Raw genomic sequence first — 16,439 nt, forward strand, 5'->3', positions numbered from 1 at the left:
TACATGTCTCAACCAACCCCACGAGGGAGTCGAAGGCTGGCCATCAGCCTGGCCGCAACGACCGCCCTTCTCCTCGCCGGCATGGCAACGGCACCGGCGAGCAGCGCCGCCGAGACCGCCACGAACGCCATCCCCGGTGTCGACGAGATCGTCAGCTCCGCCAACCTCCAGCAGATCGCCAACATCCCGAAGTTCGGCGGGTTCGCCAGCGAGAGCGCGTACAACTCCGACCTGGCGTTCCAGGGCGACTACGTGTTCGCCGGCAACTACAACGGCTTCAACGTCTTCGACATCAGCGATCCCGCCGCGCCGCAGGTGGTCAGCCAGGTCGTCTGCCCCGGCGCTCAGGGTGATCCGTCGGTCTTCGGCGACCTGCTGTTCCTCGCGGTCGACTCGGCGCGCAGCGACGACTCGTGCAGCAGCGGCAGCGGCTCCGCGGCCCAGGAGAGCTCCTGGGAGGGCGTCCGGATCTTCGACATCAGCGACAAGGCGAACCCGCAGTACATCAAGTCGGTCCGCACCGACTGCGGCTCGCACACCCTGACGCTGGTGCCGAGCAAGGACGACCAGAGCGTCTACGTCTACGTCCAGTCGTACAGCCCGTCGAACAACGCGTTCTACTGCAAGCCGCCGCACGACAAGATCTCGATCATCGAAGTGCCGCTGGCCAACCCGACCAGCGCCTCGGTGGTGGCGACCCCGGTTCTGTTCCCGGGTACCGCCGGCAACACCAGCACCAGCGGCTGCCACGACATCACCACGTACCCGGAGCTGGATCTGGCCGCCGGGGCCTGCATGGGCGACGGCGTCCTGATGGACATCTCCGACCGGGAGAACCCGGTGGTCCTGAGCCAGGTCCGGGACACCAACTTCGCGTTCTGGCACTCGGCCACGTTCAACAACGCCGGCACGAAGGTGATCTTCACCGACGAACTCGGTGGCGGCAGCGGCGCGATCTGCACCAGCAGCTACCGGACCAACCAGGGCGCCAACGGGATCTACGACATCGTCGGTTCGGGTACGGACCGCGAGCTCGTCTTCAAGAGCTACTTCAAGATCCCACGCGAGAACACCAGCCTGGAGAACTGCGTGGCGCACAACGGTTCGCTGATCCCGGCGATGGGCCGCGACATCATGGTCCAGGCCTGGTACCAGGGCGGCGTCTCGGTGATCGACTTCACCGATTCGGCCAACCCGGTCGAGATCGCCTTCTGGGAGCGGGGCCCGCTCTCGGAGACCCGCCGCATCCTCGGTGGGGCCTGGTCGACGTACTACCACAATGGATACATCTACTCGAATGACATCCAGAAGGGCTTCGACGTCCTGAAGCTCGACGACCCACTGACCAACAACGCCCGCGCGGTGGCCTTCGCCGAGCTGAACGTGCAGACGCAGCCCAGCTACCCGGCCTGCACCACCGTCCTGCGCGGACGCCACAACGGCAGCATGACCATCAAGACCGGAATCACCTGCATGGACGGGGTGACCCAGAACGGGGCGATCAAGGTCAACCCGGGCGCGGGCCTGATCGTCTTCAACTCGAGCCTGAACGGCTCGATCCACGCGGTCAACGCCTCTGTGGTGTCGATCGTGGAGAGCAAGGTCAACGGCTCGGTGGACGCCATCGGCGCCACCATCCGGGACAGCAAGATCAACGGTTCGGTGCGGACGAACTGATCCGCACAGCCCGTTCTCGACAGCACCACAGCTCCGGCCCGGCGGACCTCCGCCGGGCCGGAGCCCGTCCCTGGCCCCTTGACCGCAGACCGTGATCGGCTTAGCTTCATCGATCAGGAAGGTATCTTTACTGATTTCGCCTCATCCCTCCTGGGAGTGCCGATGCGATCATTCCGTCCCCGTCGTCTCACCGCGCTCGTCGCCCTGACCACCCTGCTGGTGATCGCCGCACCGCCGACCGCCGTCAACGCGGCCGGCAAGCCCGGTCGCAGCACCGGCTACCACCGGGTCGGCTACTTCACCCAGTGGGGCATCTACGGCCGGGCTTTCCCGGTCAAGAAGCTCGACACCTCCGGGGCGGCGAGCCGCCTCACCCACGTCAACTACGCCTTCGGCAACGTGAGCGAGGACGGTCGATGCTATGTGGATGGTGGACCGGGTGAGGGTGACGCCTGGGCCGACTACCAGCGCCCGGTGCCGGCCCAGGAGAGCGTCGACGGCGTCGCCGACGCCTGGGGCGAGCCGCTCAACGGCAACTTCGGCCAGCTGGCCAAGCTCAAGGCCAAGCATCCCGGCCTACAGGTGATGATCTCGTTGGGCGGCTGGAGCTGGTCCACCTACTTCTCGAACGCCGCCCGCACCGACGCCTCCCGCCGGGCCTTCGTCGCCTCCTGCATCGACCTCTACCTCAAGGGGAACCTGCCCGTCCTGGACGGTGGCAGCGGCGGTCCGGGCGCCGCCGCCGGGGTGTTCGACGGCATCGACCTCGACTGGGAGTGGCCGAACTGGCCCGGCGAGCCCGGCAACGTGATCCGCCCCGAGGACCGGGAGAACTTCACCAAACTGCTCGCCGAGTTCCGCCGGCAACTCGACGCGTACGGCCGGCAGACCCGCCAGCACCACCCGTTGACCGCGTTCCTGCCGGCGAACCCGGCCACCATGGACGCCGGCTACGAGGGGCGCAAGATCTTCAAGTATCTCGACTTCGCCACCGTGCAGGGGTACGACTTCCACGGCACCTGGGAGACGGTGACCAACCAGCAGTCGGCCCTGCGGGTGCCGAAGGGTGCGCCGGACGACCCGGACTTCTCCGTCGAGGTGGCGGTCGACGGCTGGATCGCCCGTGGGGCACCCCGACACAAGCTGGTCCTCGGCATTCCGTACTACGGCCAGGGCTGGACCGGCGTCACCGGCGGCGGCAACGGCCTGTTCCAGCCCGCGGCAGGGCCGGCACCGGCCACCCACGCCGCCGGGTACGAGGACTACAAGCAGCTGAAGAACCTGGCCGGCAACGGGTTCACCGTGCACCGCGACCTCCGTGCCGGGCACGCCTGGCTCTTCGACGGCACGACCTTCTGGACGTACGACGATCCCGCGGTCGTGCTGCAGAAGACGCTCTACATCCGGCGGGCCGGCCTGGGTGGTGCGATGATCTGGTCGCTGGACGGCGACGACGACAACGCCACGCTCACCAGGACGATCGGCCTCGGCCTGACCACCTGGTAGCCGTACCGCGTAGCCAACCGGCCGCCCGCCGTGGACCGAGGCCCCGGCGGGCGGCTCCGGCCGTCAGTCCAGGATGCCCTCGTGCAGCGCGCGCAGCACCGCGTTCGTCCGGTCCCGGGCGCCGAGCTTGGTGAGGATCATGGATACGTGGTTCTTGACGGTGCCTTCGGCGAGGAAGAAGACCTCGGCGATCTCGCGGTTGCTGTAGCCCCTCGCCACCAGACGCAGCACCTCCTGCTCCCGTTCGGTGAGGCTCTGCACGGACGCCGCCTCCGGGCCGAGGGGGGACGGTCCGGAGCGGATCGCCCGCAGCATGCGGTCGGTGATCGACGGTGCGATCAGCGTTCCGCCGTCGGCGAGCGCCCGGATGGCCCTGGTGAGCTGGTTCAGCGTCACGTCCTTGAGCAGGTAGCCGCGAGCGCCCGCGCGAAGGGCACCCAGCACGAGTTCGTCGTCGTCGAACGTGGTCAGCACGAGCACCGGAATGTCGATGTCGCCGGCGCGCAACTGTTCGAGGGTCCAGATGCCGTCGAACCGGGGCATCCGCAGGTCGAGCAGGATCACGTCCGGGGAGGTCTGCGCGACGACCGCGAGCGCGGTCCGACCGTCGTCGGCCTCACCGACGACGTCGATCTCGGCGACCTCCAGCAGCCCGCGGATGCCCTGCCGGATGAGGGTCTGGTCGTCGACGATCACCACGCGGGTCATGACGCTGGCACCCGGGCGGTTACCCGGAATCCGTCGCCGCCGTCGACGGCCAGGTCGCCACCGAGGGCCTGGAACCGCTCGCGGAGCCCGCGCAGCCCGTTGCCGAGCGAAGGGTCACGTGCGCCGCGCCCGTCGTCCCGGGCGTCGAGCACCGTCGCGTCGTCGTCGGCCGTCACCGAGATCCGCAGCGCGCGTGCGTCGGCGTGCCGGATGGTGTTCGTGACGATCTCCTGGGTGGCGCGGACGAATGCGGCGCTCCGCTCGTCGTCGAGGCGCACGGTGGGTGAGACGTGGATCGTCACGTCGAGACCGGGCAGGTCGCGCGCCATCCGGCGGAGCGCCGCTTCGAGGTCGGGAGTCTCGGCACGCAGCTGTCCGACCGTGGCGCGCACGTCGCCGAGCAGGTCGCGGGCCACCCGGTCGGCGCGCTCCACGTGGTGGCGGGCGGCCGAGCCGTCGAGGTGACGGGCCGTCTCCAACTCCAGGGTCAGCACGGTCAGCTGGTGGCCGATCAGGTCGTGCAGCTCTCGGGAGATCCGCAGCCGTTCCGCGGTACGGGCCGACTCCGAGAGCTGAACGCTGGCGGCCTGTAGCTCGACGTGTGCCTCGGCGAGTTCCCGGCGCATCCGCTGTTCGCTCAGCAGGGTGACCGAGCTGAGCAGCGACGCCAGCTGGATGAGCAGGTAGAAGCCGGTGAGGATGACGATCTCGGTCCGGTCGGCCGCGCCCGACGCGACGCCGAAAATGATCACCAAGGTGTTGAGGCCGACGACGGACAGGCCCACCGGCACCGGCAGCACGTACACGCTCATCGCCGCGGTGAGCACCAGCAGGACCGGCAGGAGTCCCAGACCCGGCGTCGTGAGCACGACCACCCAGGCGGCGACGACGGCCGCGGCGAAGGCCGCGCAGCGGAAGATCCAGGGCACGCGGGTGGCGACCGCGGCGAGCAGGCAGAGCAGGAAGACGACGAAGACGGCGATCCACCAGCCACGCGGGATCCTGGTCTCGGCGGCGCCGAAGAGCCCTGGACCGGCGACGGCGACCGCCACCACGAGCATCGCGAGGCCGGACCACTCCTCCGTTCCGACGCGTCGCATGATCTCCACTCTAGGTCGAGGTCCGGTACGGCACCGGTGCCGAAAGTAATGCGCCCAGGTGGTGACTTCTGGGACAGGTACGCGCCCGGTGCCGCTCGTAGCGTCGAGACATGACCAGTGTCGAACCGGCGATCCTCGCCGAGAACCTTGCCAAGCGCTACGGCCGCATCCAGGCGGTGGCCGACGTCAGCCTTCGGGTCGAGGTCGGCGAGGTGGTCGGTGTCGTCGGCACCAACGGCGCCGGGAAGACGACGACTATCGAGTTGATCGCCGGGATGCGGGTACCCGACCGGGGGCGGGTAGTCGTGCTCGGTCTCGACCCACGCCGGGACCGGGCCCGTCTCCGGCAGGTCCTCGGCGTGCAGTTGCAGCACGCCCACCTGCACCACGCGCTGCGCGTCACGGAACTACTCGACCTCTACCGCAGCTTCTACCCCGATCCCCGCCCCACCGACGAGCTGCTGGACCTGGTCGAGCTGACCGATCAGCGCCGGAGCATCTTCGAGAAGCTCTCCGGCGGCCAGCAGCAGCGACTTTCGATCGCCATCGCCCTCGCCGGGCGACCACGGGTGGCGATCCTCGACGAACTGACCACCGGCCTGGACCCGAAGGCCCGGCGCCGGATGTGGGGCACGATCGAGCGGATCAAGTCCTCCGGCGTCACCATCCTGCTCGTCAGCCACGCCATGGAGGAGGTCGAGCGGCTCTGCGACCGGGTCGCCGTCCTCGACGCGGGCCGTGTGATCGCGCTCGACACTCCGGCCGGCCTCGTCGACCGGGCCGGCGCCACCACCCTTGACGACGCGATCGTCACGTTGACCGGGAAGAATCTGGAGGACGCCGCATGAGCACCCTCGTCGAGGCACGCCGGCCCGGGATGCGATCCCTGCTCACGCTCATCAGGTGTGAGGCGAAGATGGTCGTCCGGGACACGGCCGGGCTGGTGGTCCCCCTCTGCCTGCCGCTGCTGATCATGCTCACCAGCGCCTCCGGCGCGAGTCAGACGGTCGTCGCCAACGGACGCACGGCGCTGGACCTCTACGTCCTCCCACTCGTGTTCACGATGGTCATCGCGATCATCGGCATCATCAACATGCCGAGCTTCCTGGCCTACTACCGGCGCTCCGGGATCCTCCGTCGGCTCGGGGTGACCCCCGCGTCGCCGGCCATGGTTCTCGTCGCCCAGGCGACCGTCAGTGTGCTCCAGGCGACCATCGGCATCACGACCGCGGTGCTGGTCGCGTTCCTCGCCTTCGGCGCGAACCCGCCCGTCGACATCGGCGCCGCACTCGGCGTGCTGGCGCTCGCGACGGCCGCGCTGTACAGCACCGGCATGATCGTCGCCGCCGTCGCACCCACCCCGAACTCCGCCGTCGCCATCGGCCTGGTCGCCTTCTTCGTCCTCGGTGCCCTCGGCGGCATGTTCGGCGGACGAGACGCGCTGCCCGAGGGGCTCGCCGAGATCGGTGGATGGCTCCCCTTCGGCGCGGCCGTCGAAGCCCTCTCGTCCGCCTGGGCCGGCACGGCGGTCGAGGCCCCACAGCTGCTCGGCCTCGCTACCACTATCGTCGTCGGCGCTCTGGTCGCGAGCATCCTGTTCCGGTGGGAGTGACCGTCGGCCTCCGGTGGGAGTGACCGCCGGTACGCCCGACCGCCGGCGGCGCCGGTTGGTCGGGCGTACCGGGCCGAAGGTCAGGCCGGCTGGGCGGTGAGCAGGTAGTCGTCCGCCTCGGCACTCCACCGCAGGCCCACCGCGCCACTGGTCGCCGCCGCCTTGCAGAACTGGAGGAAGCTGCGGTAACCCAGCTTCTTCTCGCTGAAGTCCGGCCGCACCCGCCGCAGCTGGTTCTTCAACCCGGACAGCGCCACCTCGCCGCCGAGATCCTGCACCACGGAGCGGAGCAACGCGAAGGCCACCTCACGGTCGCCATGCTCCGGCAGGGAGACCTCCGGGTCGCCCTTGGCGGGGCCTTCCGCCAGCTCGATCACCCGCTGCTCGGCGAGGTGACGCAGCATCTCACCGAAGGTGCGGTACCCGTAGTCCGACTCGCTGAAGGTCGGATCCTTGCGCAACAGGGTGCGCTTCAACCTCGACGCGGTCAGCGCCCCGCCGGAGCCGCCCTGCAGACCGGCCACGGTCTGGGCCACCAGCACGGCGAGCGCGTCGACGTCACGTGCCGGCTCCTCGGCCGGCCGCGTCTCGGGCTCCACCTGCTCGGCCGGCTGCGGCTCCGGACCGGAGAGCCGGGCCGGACGGGCGCGCCGAGCCCGCGTCGGCGGGATGTCGACCCCCTCGAGGCGGTCGTAGTAGAGGAACTCGTCGCACGCGGGCGGCAGCAGAGCCGAGGTGGAGTTCTCCACGCCGACGCCGATGACCTGCTTGTTGAGTTCGCGGAGCTTGTGGACCAACGGGGTGAAATCGCTGTCGCCCGTACCGAGCACGAACGTCGAGATGTAGTCGCGTTCGAAGGCCAACTCGATCGCGTCGACCGCCATCTTGATGTCGGCGGCGTTCTTGCGCGTGGCACCCATCCGTTGCGGAATCTCGATCAGCTCGACGTGCGAGCGGGTCAGCATCCGCCGGTCCTCGTCGAAGAACGACCAGTCGGCGTACGCCCGCCGCACCACCACCCGGCCGCGCTCGGCCAGGGCGTCAGCGATGGGTCGAAAGTCGAAGACGGCTCCGCCCCGGTGGTCGCGCACCCCCAGGGCCAGGTTCTCGTAGTCAAGGAACAGCGCGATCCGATCTTCATGCTCCACCCGAGCAGCCTACGTCGCTCCGGCGGTCACGACGGCTAGGTGGCGACGCGCAGGGCGAGGATGGCCGTGTCGTCGGTGCTCCGCTGGCCGCTGAACTCGAACACGGCATGCTCGATGGCCGCCGCGAGGTGGTCGGCGGACTCGGCGTCCGCGTCGGCGAGTACCCGGTGGAGGCGTTCGATGCCGAACATGGCACCGTCTCCGGGGCGACGGGCCTCGGTCACCCCATCGGTGTAGAGCAGCAGGCTGTCACCCGGACGCAGCTGCACGCGTTGGTCGTGCAGAGTCGGCTCGGGCAGCCAGCCGAGGATGAGCCCGTGCCGGCCGACCGGCTCGACCGTACCCTCGGCCCGGCGGACCAGTGCCGGATCGTGACCGCCGCAGCTGACCTGGACACTGGCGCCGGCGCCGTTGACCCGGATCGTGGCGTAGACGGCAGTGAGGTACTGGCTGTCATCGGTGTACCACTCGCGCAGGGCGGTGTTCAGGGTAGCCAGGTTCTGACTGGCGACGGAGCTGAGCACCGCGGCGGCGCGCAGGGTGTAGCGGGCCAGAGCGGTGGTCTTGGCGGCCTTCGGGCCCTTGCCGGAGACGTCGCCGACGACGGCTGCCCAACTTCTGCCGGTGGAGGGGAAGACGTCGTAGAAGTCGCCGAGGACGTCCTCCCCGCCCGCCCCACGGCGGTAGCGCGCGGCGACCTGGACGCCGGGGATCTGCGGGAGCCGGGGTGGCAGCAGGCTCTCCTGCAGCGTCAGGGCCAGATTCGACGCCTGCACCGCGACCAGCTCGGCGCGCTGCGCCGCCGCCTGCGCCTCGTGCAGGGCGTCCCGCAGCGCGATCTCACCGGAGGCCGCGTGCGAGAGGGTACGCAGCACCTCGATGTCCTGCTGGCTCCACTGCCGGGGAACCGTGTCGACGGCGCAGAACGTGCCGAGCACCTGACCGGCGGGCGACCGTACCGGGAAGCCGGCCCAGGCCACGACGCCCATCAACTCGATGGAGGGATTGCCGCGGGTGCGGGCGTCGACGCGAGCGTCGGTGACGATCAGCTCGGCGTCGGTCCCGATGACGTACTGACAGAACGACTGCTCGACCGTGTTCTGTCGGTCGGCGGGATCGGCGCTGTCGACGCCGATGCAGCTCTTCCAGAACGAGCGGGTGTCGTCCACGATCGTGACGAAGGCGAACGGGGTGCCCAGCATCGTGGCCGCGAGCCGGGACAACCGGTCGAAGGGCTCTTCCGGGCCGGTGTCCAGCAGCCCGGTGCGGCGCACCGCGGCCAGCCGGACCGGGTCGAAGACCGTCGCAGGCAGGGCCGCGCCGTCGTCCGCGGGCCGGATGCCGCCGGTGGCCGGGCGGCTACCGACAGGTTCTGGTGGCGGCCTCACCTCGCCTCGACCGCCATGTGGCCATTCTGACCACAGTATTTGTCGCCAAGCAAATTCGAGCCCCCGCACTGTGCGCAGGGTCGCCACGGCGGCGGCTACCATCGCCCGATGGATCTTCGAGGAACGATCAGCCCGGACCGTCCGCTCCTCGTCCTGGCTATCGCGGAGGAGGCCGCCTACCTCGATCCCGATCTTCCGGTGCTGCTCACCGGCATGGGAAAGGTAAACGCCGCGGCCGCAGTCGCGGTGACGCTGGCCCACTCCCCGCTGCCGTCAGCGGTGATCAACCTCGGCACCGCTGGTGCGCTGCACCCCGGCTGGGCCGGCATCCACGAGGTGGGCAGTGTCCTACAGCACGACCTGGACACGGAGTTCATCCGCAGGCTCACCGGCCAGACCGTCGGCGCGCCGCTGGCCCTGGGCGACGGCCCGACATTGGCCACCGGCGACCAGTTCATCGCCGACGACGACGTACGCGCCGCGCTGGCCCAGCGAGCCCAGTTGGTGGACATGGAGGGCTATGCGGTGGCCTCGACGGCACGGCGGTTCGGCGTGCCGGTGCGTCTGATCAAGCAGGTCAGCGACGAGGCCGGCGCCGGGGCGGAGCGCACCTGGAAGGAGTCGGTCGACGCCTGTGCCCGGCTGCTCGCCGGATGGGTGCGGGACCAGCTCTGAGGTTCCGGGTACAGCTGGACGGGCCGCCCCGGCCCGGTGGACGAGGCGGCCCGGCCGGCGCTGTCAGCTGTACTTGCCGTTGCGGGTATCGCCCGACGTGGCGTCGTAGTGCACCTTGCGGTAGCGGTGCACCGAGCCCTTCTTCACCGCCTGCCAGTGCCAGTCCGGCACCTCGTAGTCGTGGTGCTTCTTGTACGAGCCGAACGACTTGTAGTAGATACGGTGGCGGGCGTACCCGCCGCAGTTGGCCAGGTAGCTGTGCGAGTACCGGGCCATCCCGCCGAAGCTGGACGAGTAGTAGGTCTTCGCCGGGTGGAACACCGAGCCCGGGTTGGGGTGACCGGGTAGCTCCAGCCAGTGGTGCCAGTTCCAGTACAGGTCCCAGCAGGTCGACACCGCCGCGGTGGCCGCACCGCCCGACGGCACGGCGAGGTTCTCCGCGACCACCGGGGATGGTGCGATGGTCCGGCCGGCCAACTCCGGCGGGGTCGGCGTGCCGGCCGGAGGCTCCGACAGCAGCTCCCGTGGGACCGGCACGTCCTTCGGCGTGATGCGCAGGTACGCCTCCAGCATGGTGCGGTCGTCGTCGTTCACCAGCGGCGCGTTCCGGTCGATCTGCCCGTCCTGCCGCAGACCCCAGTCACCGGATTCCTCGTCGCGGGAGAACACCACCCGTACGCCGTTGCGGTAGCCGAGTCGCGCCAGCTCGATCTCCCGGTCCACCGGCTCGTCGCTGTACACCCCCGGCGTCGAATCACCCGCGGCGTCCGCCGGCGCGGCCGAGGCCGGCGCGGCGGTCACCGCGGCCAGCGTCGGCGCGACGACCAGCGCGGCGAGCAGGGCGCGTCCGGACAGCAGTCTTGTCATGGCAGCTCCTCATCCCGATCGATCGGTACGCGGGCCGCACGGACCCGCTGACCCTGGCCATCGTGGGCGGCCGGGGTCAGAGCGCCGTCAAAGTGGCATCAATTCCGCCGGTCCCAGGTGTCGCAACGGCGACGTTGGCGTACGCACCGTGGCCGGCAGGGCGCCAAATGGAGGTGGACCAGCTTCCACCGGAAGGCGTCGAATGAGCGTGACGGAGGACCGGCTGCTGAACCGACGGTGCACCCTCGTGGTCGCCGCAGCCGGCTACGGCAAGACCAGCGCCGTACGCGGCTGGTTGGTGGACCGTCCGGTGCGCTGGTGCGACGGCGCGGAAGCCATTCCCCTGGCCACCTCCGCTCCGGAGCGGCTCGCCGTCCTGGGCGCCCGGTGCGCCGTCGACCCGGCCGGAGACGAACCGGCCTGGCTGGTCCTGGACGACGTGCCACGGCTGTCCCACCGGCAGCTGCGGACGCTGCTGGACGCCGTGGAGCTGCTTGCACAGCGGCTGCGGATCGTGCTGCTGACCCGGTACCCGCCGGCAACGCACCGGATACCGGCGGGGCTGCTGACCGAGATCGGGCCGGCCGAGCTGACACTCTCGCCCGAACAGGTGTCGGCCCTGCTGGCCACCGATCACGGCCTGACCGACCCGACCCTCGCGACCCGGATCCACACCGCGACCGCCGGCTGGCCGGCGCTGGTCACGCTGGCCGCGAAGACGGCCAGCGCCAGCGGCGCGGACGGTGAGGACCTGGCCGGCCCCGGAACGCCGCTGGAGTCCTATCTGATGCGCGAAGTCCTGGCGGAGCTGCCGTCGCAGGCGCGCCAGCTGCTGCGGGACGCGGCGCACCTCGACCCGGTCCACACCGACCTGTGCCAACTCCTCGGGCACCGGCGGGCCGGTCAGCTCCTGACCCAGCTGGTGCGCGCCGGTGTTCTCGGCCCGCTGACGGCGGGTGGCCCGCAGTACCGACTGGTGCCGGTCGTCGCCGACGTCGTCCGCCGGTGTCTGCCGATGGGCGCGCCCCAGACGCGACGCCTGCATTCGCGGGCGGCGACGTGGTACGCCGGGCACGGCCTACTGATGCCGGCCCTGCGGTCGTTCGGGCGATCCGGTGCCGGCCAGGCCACGGCGGGCCTGCTCGCCGAGCACGGCACCGCCCTGCTCGCCTCGGGCGGCGCCGAGACCATCGTCGAGGCCTGCCGGTCGCTGCCGGAGCAGGCACTCACGGCCGACCTGCGGATGCTGCGCGGCGAAGCCCTGCAGATCCGGGGAGACTTCGACGCCGCGATCGCCGGGTACGGCACGCTGGCCGAGGACCGGGAGCACCTCGCGGCCGGACTCGCCTGGCGGTACGGACTCGTGCACTATCTGCGCGGCGATCCTCGGGCCGCCCTCGACGTCTTCCGACGCGGGCGGCTCGACGCGCAGCCGTCCACCGACAACGTGCGCCTGCTGGCGTGGGCCGCGGCGGCGTACTGGACGACCGGGGACGCCACCGCGTGCCGGGACCACGCGCACGGGGCATTGGCGGCGGCGGTCGCGGTCGGCGGCGACGACGCGCTCGCCGCCGCGCACGCGGCGTTGGCGCTGGAGGCCAAGCTGCGCGGCGACCGACCGGCCGCCGACGAGCATCACGAGAAGGCGCTGCGGGCCGCCGAGGCGGCCCGCGACACCGTGCAGGTCACCCGCATCCGAGCCAACCGTGCCTCCGCGCTGGTGGGTGAGGGCCGGTACGCCGAGGCGCTGGCCCAGCTACGGCCCGCGGTGGAGTTGGCCGACGCCAGCGGCAACGCCGCGATGCTCGCGCTGGCGCTCTGCAACGAGGGCACAGCCTACTTCCATCTCGGTCAGCTGGCCGAGGCGACGGCGTGCTACGAACGGGCCGTGCCGATCCTGCAACGGATGGGCTCGCACAAGGTGGCGTACGCCCTGGTGGGTCTGGGGGAGATCCACGCGTTGCGGGGTCGCGCCAGCCTGGCCCGGGCGGCGTTCGAGGAGGCGCTGCGGGCCAGCGAGCCCTTCAACGACCAGCAGGTTCAGCTGCCCGCCCTCGCCGGTCTGGCCCGGGTGCTGGTCGCCGAGGACGCCGGCGCGGCGATCGCCCTGGCCCAGCGGGCCGTCGATCTGGAACGCGGGCCGGACTCCGCCACCGCCCGGCTCGCGCTCGGCTGGGTGGCGCTGGAGACCGGTGACCGGGCCCGGGCGGCCGAGGTGGCGGTGACCGCCTCGGACGCCGCCCGCCGGCACCGCGACCGCGCGGCGCTGGCCGAGGCGCTGGAGCTTCGCGGGGCCGCCGCCACCGACCTGGCCGCCACCCGCCGCGCCTGGCGGGAGGGGGCGGCGATCCTGCGGGACATCGGCGCGCGGGTGGCGGCGGATCGGGTCGCGGTGCTGCTCGGTCGGCTGCCTGGGGCGGACCCGTCGGAGCGCCTCGGGGCCCACCTGGCCGCCGACCGGCTGGCGGCGCTCGGGGTACCGCCGCCCGGCCCGCGGCCCGCCGGCCCACGGGCGCGCATCCGCACCCTCGGCCGGTTCGAGCTGTACCTGGACGGCACGCCCGTGCCGGCCACGGCGTGGCAGTCGCGCAAGGCACGGGACCTGCTCCGGATCCTCGCGGCCCGGCGTGGTCGGGCGATCTCCCGGGAACAACTCGGCGAGCTGCTCTGGCCCGACCAGGACCCGGGTCGGGTCGGTCACCGGCTCTCCGTGGCGCTGTCCACCCTCCGCGCCGTGCTCGATCCCGAGCGGCGCGCGCCGACGGACCACTTCGTCGTCGCTGCGCACGCGAGCCTGGCCCTCGACCTCGGTCACGTGGAACTCGACATCGAGGAGTTCCTGACCGAGGCGGCGCACGGCCTGCACCTGACCGCGCAGGGCGAGACCGCCCAGGGGCGGGCGGCACTGCTGCTCGCCGAGCGGCGCTACCGGGGCGAGTTCCTGGAGGACGAGCCGTACGACGACTGGGCTGCGTCGACGCGCGTCGAGGCGCGTCGGGTCTACCTGCGGGTGGTGCGTGAGCTGGCGCGTGGCCGGCACGACATCGACGAGACGGTCCGCCTGCTCGGCCGCGCCCTGGAGCTGGAGCCCTACGACGAGGGGGTGCACGGCGAGTTCATCAGGACGCTGGTGGCGGCGGGCCGGCACGGCGAGGCCGCACAGGCGTACCGGCGCTACGCGGAGGCGATGCGCGCGATCGGGGTACGGGCCCGCGCCCGCGACGAGCTGCCCGAGGCGCCGCCGAGCTGATCATCCGCAGCATCGGCGTCACCGGGCGGCGGGGGTGGATCCGATGGTCACCACCCGCACCCAGTCGGGTGGCGAGTCCGGCAGGTAGTCGGGATCGTCCTCGTGACACCGGGACTCGCGGGGAAACAGCCCCACCACCGTGCGGCAGGGTGGTCGCGAGGTCGGCCACGGCGTCTGCCCGTCGGTCAGCGCGACGATGACGTCCGGGCAGCGTCGGCTCCGCAACGCACGGGCAAAACCGGCGCGCAGGTCGGTGCCGCCCCCGCCGACCAGCGGGATGTCCTCGGCCCGGCACAGCGGACGGACGACCCGGGCCGCCGCGTCGCAGGGCAGCACGGTCACCAGGTCACGCCGACCGCCCACGGCCCGGGAGATGGCGGCGACCTCGAGCAGCGCGCTGCCCAGTTCGGCATCGCTGACCGAGCCGGAGGTGTCGACGATGACGCAGACCTGTGGCGGTCGGCGTCGCAGCGCCGGCAGGACCACGCCGGGCAGGCCGGCGGCGCGCCGCGACGGTCGGCCGTAGGTGTAGTCCTCGCCCACGCCGGACGCGGAGACCGCCGAGCGGACGGCCGCGCCCAGCAGCTCCCGCCACGGTTGCGGGGGATGGAACGCCTGCTCCGCCCACCGCCGCCAGCCCTGGGGCACGCTTCCCGGGCGGCCGTTGATGCCCTCGGCCACCCGGAACCGCACCGCGTCGCGTTCCTGCGCGCTGAGCCCGTCCGCTCCGTCCGGCCCGAGGTCCCACCCCCGCTCCAATCCGTCGGCGCCGCTGCCACAGTCCAGCCAGGCCAGGTGCTGGGTACGCGGCCCGAGCCGGAACTGCCGCAGGTAGTCCTCCATCAGCTGCCCCTCGGGCAGTTGCAGGCTGCCGGGGTCGACGGCGCCGTCGGGACGGGCCAGCCCGTCGCCGAAGATGTCGTCGTTGATCTCGCAGTCCGCCGCGATGTTCATCCGCAGCCGCTCCCCCGGCCCGGTCAGGCCGCGTTCCCTGGCCACCCGGTCACCCCGCCCGTGGTGGTCCCGGAGCAGGTGCGTGACCTCGTGCACCCACACCCCGGCGAGCTCCTCCACCGGGGTCCGGTCCACGAACATCGGCGAGACGTAGCACCGCCAGTGCCGGTCCACCGCCATGGTCGGCACCCGCCGGGACTCGACCACGTGCAGGGCGAACAGCGCCGTAGCCAGGTAGGGCCGGACCCGGGCGGCGTGCAGCCGGGCGGTGAAGAGCTTGTCCCGGTCCAGCGTCCGGGTGAGCTCGGCGCTCATCGGCGGGCACCGGCCGCGATCCGGGCTGCCACCTGGTCCGCCCGACGCGACAGGGAGACCACCCCGGCGAGTCGCTCGATCGACGCGGGCACGTCCCAGTCGTCCCGGCGCAGCCCGGCCAGGGTGGACGCGGGGACGACCACCACGTCCGGGGCACCCGTCTCCAGCGCCCGGACCAGCAACGCCCAGGCCGCATCCCAGCGCGACCGTTCCGGCCGCCGGCGTACCGCCTCCACCACGCCGTCCAGCACGATCTGGCGCAGGTCACCCCGCTCGGGCAGCACCGCGGCGGTCGGATCGGCCAGCAGCACCTCCGGGTCCGGCAGGTCCATCCGGTCCAGGCTGGCCAGCAGCTCCAGCCCCGGCCCGTCCCCCACGGTGCCCCGTACCAGCATCGACAGGACCTCTCTGGAGGTGTCGGCGGCGGTGGCGAAGGCGATCAGGCGCAGGGTCATCTCCCAGCTGCGCGGCGACGGCCACGGGCCGCCCCGATCGGCCTCGCCGGTGGGCAGCCGGTGCACGAGCGTCGGGCGGGCCGAGAGGAGTCCGCACACCGCGCGGCGGGCGAAGGTGACCGCCTGCGGCAGTTGGTGCGGGTCGAGCCGGGGCAGTGTCGCCTGCGGCCAGGTGCCGGCCATGCCACGTACGACGACCTCGTGGTCGTGGGTCCACCGGAGGTGCACGAAGCGGTTGGCCAGCGGCGGGCTGAGTTCCCAGCCGTCGGCCGCCGAGGATCGCGGATTGGCGGCGGCCACGATCCGCACCTCGGCCGGCAGGCACAGGCTGCCGATCCGCCGTTCCAGCACGAGGCGGAGCAGGGCCGCCTGCACGGCGGGTGGGGCGGTCGACAGCTCGTCCAGGAACAGCAGGCCACGGCCGGCGTCGACCAGGCGAACCGCCCAGTCCGGTGGTGCCATCGGGACACCCTGGGTCGCCGGATCGTCACCGACGACCGGCAGTCCGGAGAAGTCGGAGGGCTCGTGGACGCTGGCGATCACCGTCGTGAGTGGCAGGTCCAGGGTGGTGGCGAGCTGCGTGAGCGCGGCGGTCTTGCCGATTCCCGGTTCACCCCAAAGCAGCACCGGCAGGTCGGCGGCGACGGCCAGGGTCAGTGCCTCCAACTGCGGGTCGAAACGGGGCTCGGTGGTCGTGTCGGCGAGCAGCGCGAGCAGGTCGGCGGCGACGTCCAACTGCCGGGTCGGGTCGGTCGAGGTACGGGTGGCACGCATGTGGGATCAC

The 16,439-nt window shown here is 71.7% G+C and carries 12 protein-coding genes and 1 pseudogene; 6 read left to right on the forward strand and 7 right to left on the reverse strand.

The window, feature by feature from the left end; genetic code table 11:
- Positions 1-3: 3 nt before the first annotated feature.
- Both BMY89_RS07990 and BMY89_RS07995 read left to right on the forward strand, forming a co-directional pair.
- A pseudogene (locus tag BMY89_RS07990) lies at positions 4-1,395 on the forward strand (LVIVD repeat-containing protein); the annotation flags it as partial.
- A 444-nt stretch (positions 1,396-1,839) separates the two neighbouring features.
- Positions 1,840-3,183, forward strand: coding sequence for a glycoside hydrolase family 18 protein (locus tag BMY89_RS07995; RefSeq protein WP_092377206.1), 1,344 nt, complete (start codon positions 1,840-1,842; stop codon positions 3,181-3,183).
- Between the two features lie 63 nt (positions 3,184-3,246).
- On the opposite strand, the gene BMY89_RS08000 is transcribed toward BMY89_RS07995, so the two are convergent.
- On the reverse strand, positions 3,247-3,891 hold the full coding sequence (locus tag BMY89_RS08000) for a response regulator (RefSeq protein WP_092377208.1): 645 nt from the start codon (positions 3,889-3,891) through the stop codon (positions 3,247-3,249).
- Entirely contained in the window at positions 3,888-4,991 is a 1,104-nt protein-coding gene (locus BMY89_RS08005; RefSeq protein WP_092377606.1) for a sensor histidine kinase, read from the reverse strand. Before BMY89_RS08005 ends, BMY89_RS08000 begins: the two co-directional genes overlap by 4 nt.
- 110 nt (positions 4,992-5,101) lie before the next feature.
- Between BMY89_RS08005 and BMY89_RS08010 the strand changes: the two genes are divergently transcribed.
- On the forward strand, positions 5,102-5,839 hold the full coding sequence (locus tag BMY89_RS08010; protein ID WP_092377211.1) for an ABC transporter ATP-binding protein: 738 nt from the start codon (positions 5,102-5,104) through the stop codon (positions 5,837-5,839).
- On the forward strand, positions 5,836-6,603 hold the full coding sequence (locus BMY89_RS08015; RefSeq protein WP_092377214.1) for an ABC transporter permease: 768 nt from the start codon (positions 5,836-5,838) through the stop codon (positions 6,601-6,603). Before BMY89_RS08010 ends, BMY89_RS08015 begins: the two co-directional genes overlap by 4 nt.
- 80 nt (positions 6,604-6,683) lie before the next feature.
- On the opposite strand, the gene BMY89_RS08020 is transcribed toward BMY89_RS08015, so the two are convergent.
- Both BMY89_RS08020 and BMY89_RS08025 read right to left on the reverse strand, forming a co-directional pair.
- Complete coding sequence (locus tag BMY89_RS08020) at positions 6,684-7,751, reverse strand: NYN domain-containing protein (protein ID WP_092377219.1); 1,068 nt, start codon at positions 7,749-7,751, stop codon at positions 6,684-6,686.
- A 35-nt stretch (positions 7,752-7,786) separates the two neighbouring features.
- Complete coding sequence (locus BMY89_RS08025) at positions 7,787-9,139, reverse strand: PP2C family protein-serine/threonine phosphatase (protein ID WP_198413973.1); 1,353 nt, start codon at positions 9,137-9,139, stop codon at positions 7,787-7,789.
- A gap of 108 nt (positions 9,140-9,247) precedes the next feature.
- On the opposite strand from BMY89_RS08025, the gene BMY89_RS08030 reads away from it, so the two are divergent.
- Positions 9,248-9,814 carry a nucleosidase gene (locus BMY89_RS08030; RefSeq protein ID WP_092377226.1) on the forward strand — a complete coding sequence of 189 codons (567 nt, stop codon included), beginning with the start codon at positions 9,248-9,250 and terminating at the stop codon, positions 9,812-9,814.
- 63 nt (positions 9,815-9,877) lie between these two features.
- Here the strand turns inward: BMY89_RS08030 and BMY89_RS08035 are convergent, their stop codons facing one another.
- Complete coding sequence (locus BMY89_RS08035; protein ID WP_092377228.1) at positions 9,878-10,681, reverse strand: hypothetical protein; 804 nt, start codon at positions 10,679-10,681, stop codon at positions 9,878-9,880.
- 202 nt (positions 10,682-10,883) lie between these two features.
- Between BMY89_RS08035 and BMY89_RS08040 the strand changes: the two genes are divergently transcribed.
- Positions 10,884-13,931, forward strand: a complete 3,048-nt coding sequence (locus tag BMY89_RS08040) for a tetratricopeptide repeat protein (RefSeq protein ID WP_092377230.1) — start codon at positions 10,884-10,886, stop codon at positions 13,929-13,931.
- An 18-nt stretch (positions 13,932-13,949) separates the two neighbouring features.
- Here the strand turns inward: BMY89_RS08040 and BMY89_RS08045 are convergent, their stop codons facing one another.
- Positions 13,950-15,200, reverse strand: a complete 1,251-nt coding sequence (locus BMY89_RS08045; RefSeq protein WP_092377233.1) for a vWA domain-containing protein — start codon at positions 15,198-15,200, stop codon at positions 13,950-13,952.
- Entirely contained in the window at positions 15,197-16,429 is a 1,233-nt protein-coding gene (locus BMY89_RS08050; RefSeq protein ID WP_092377236.1) for an AAA family ATPase, read from the reverse strand. Before BMY89_RS08050 ends, BMY89_RS08045 begins: the two co-directional genes overlap by 4 nt.
- Positions 16,430-16,439: the final 10 nt, after the last annotated feature.

The organism is Micromonospora phaseoli, assembly GCF_900109115.1.
Taxonomy (GTDB): domain Bacteria; phylum Actinomycetota; class Actinomycetes; order Mycobacteriales; family Micromonosporaceae; genus Micromonospora; species Micromonospora phaseoli.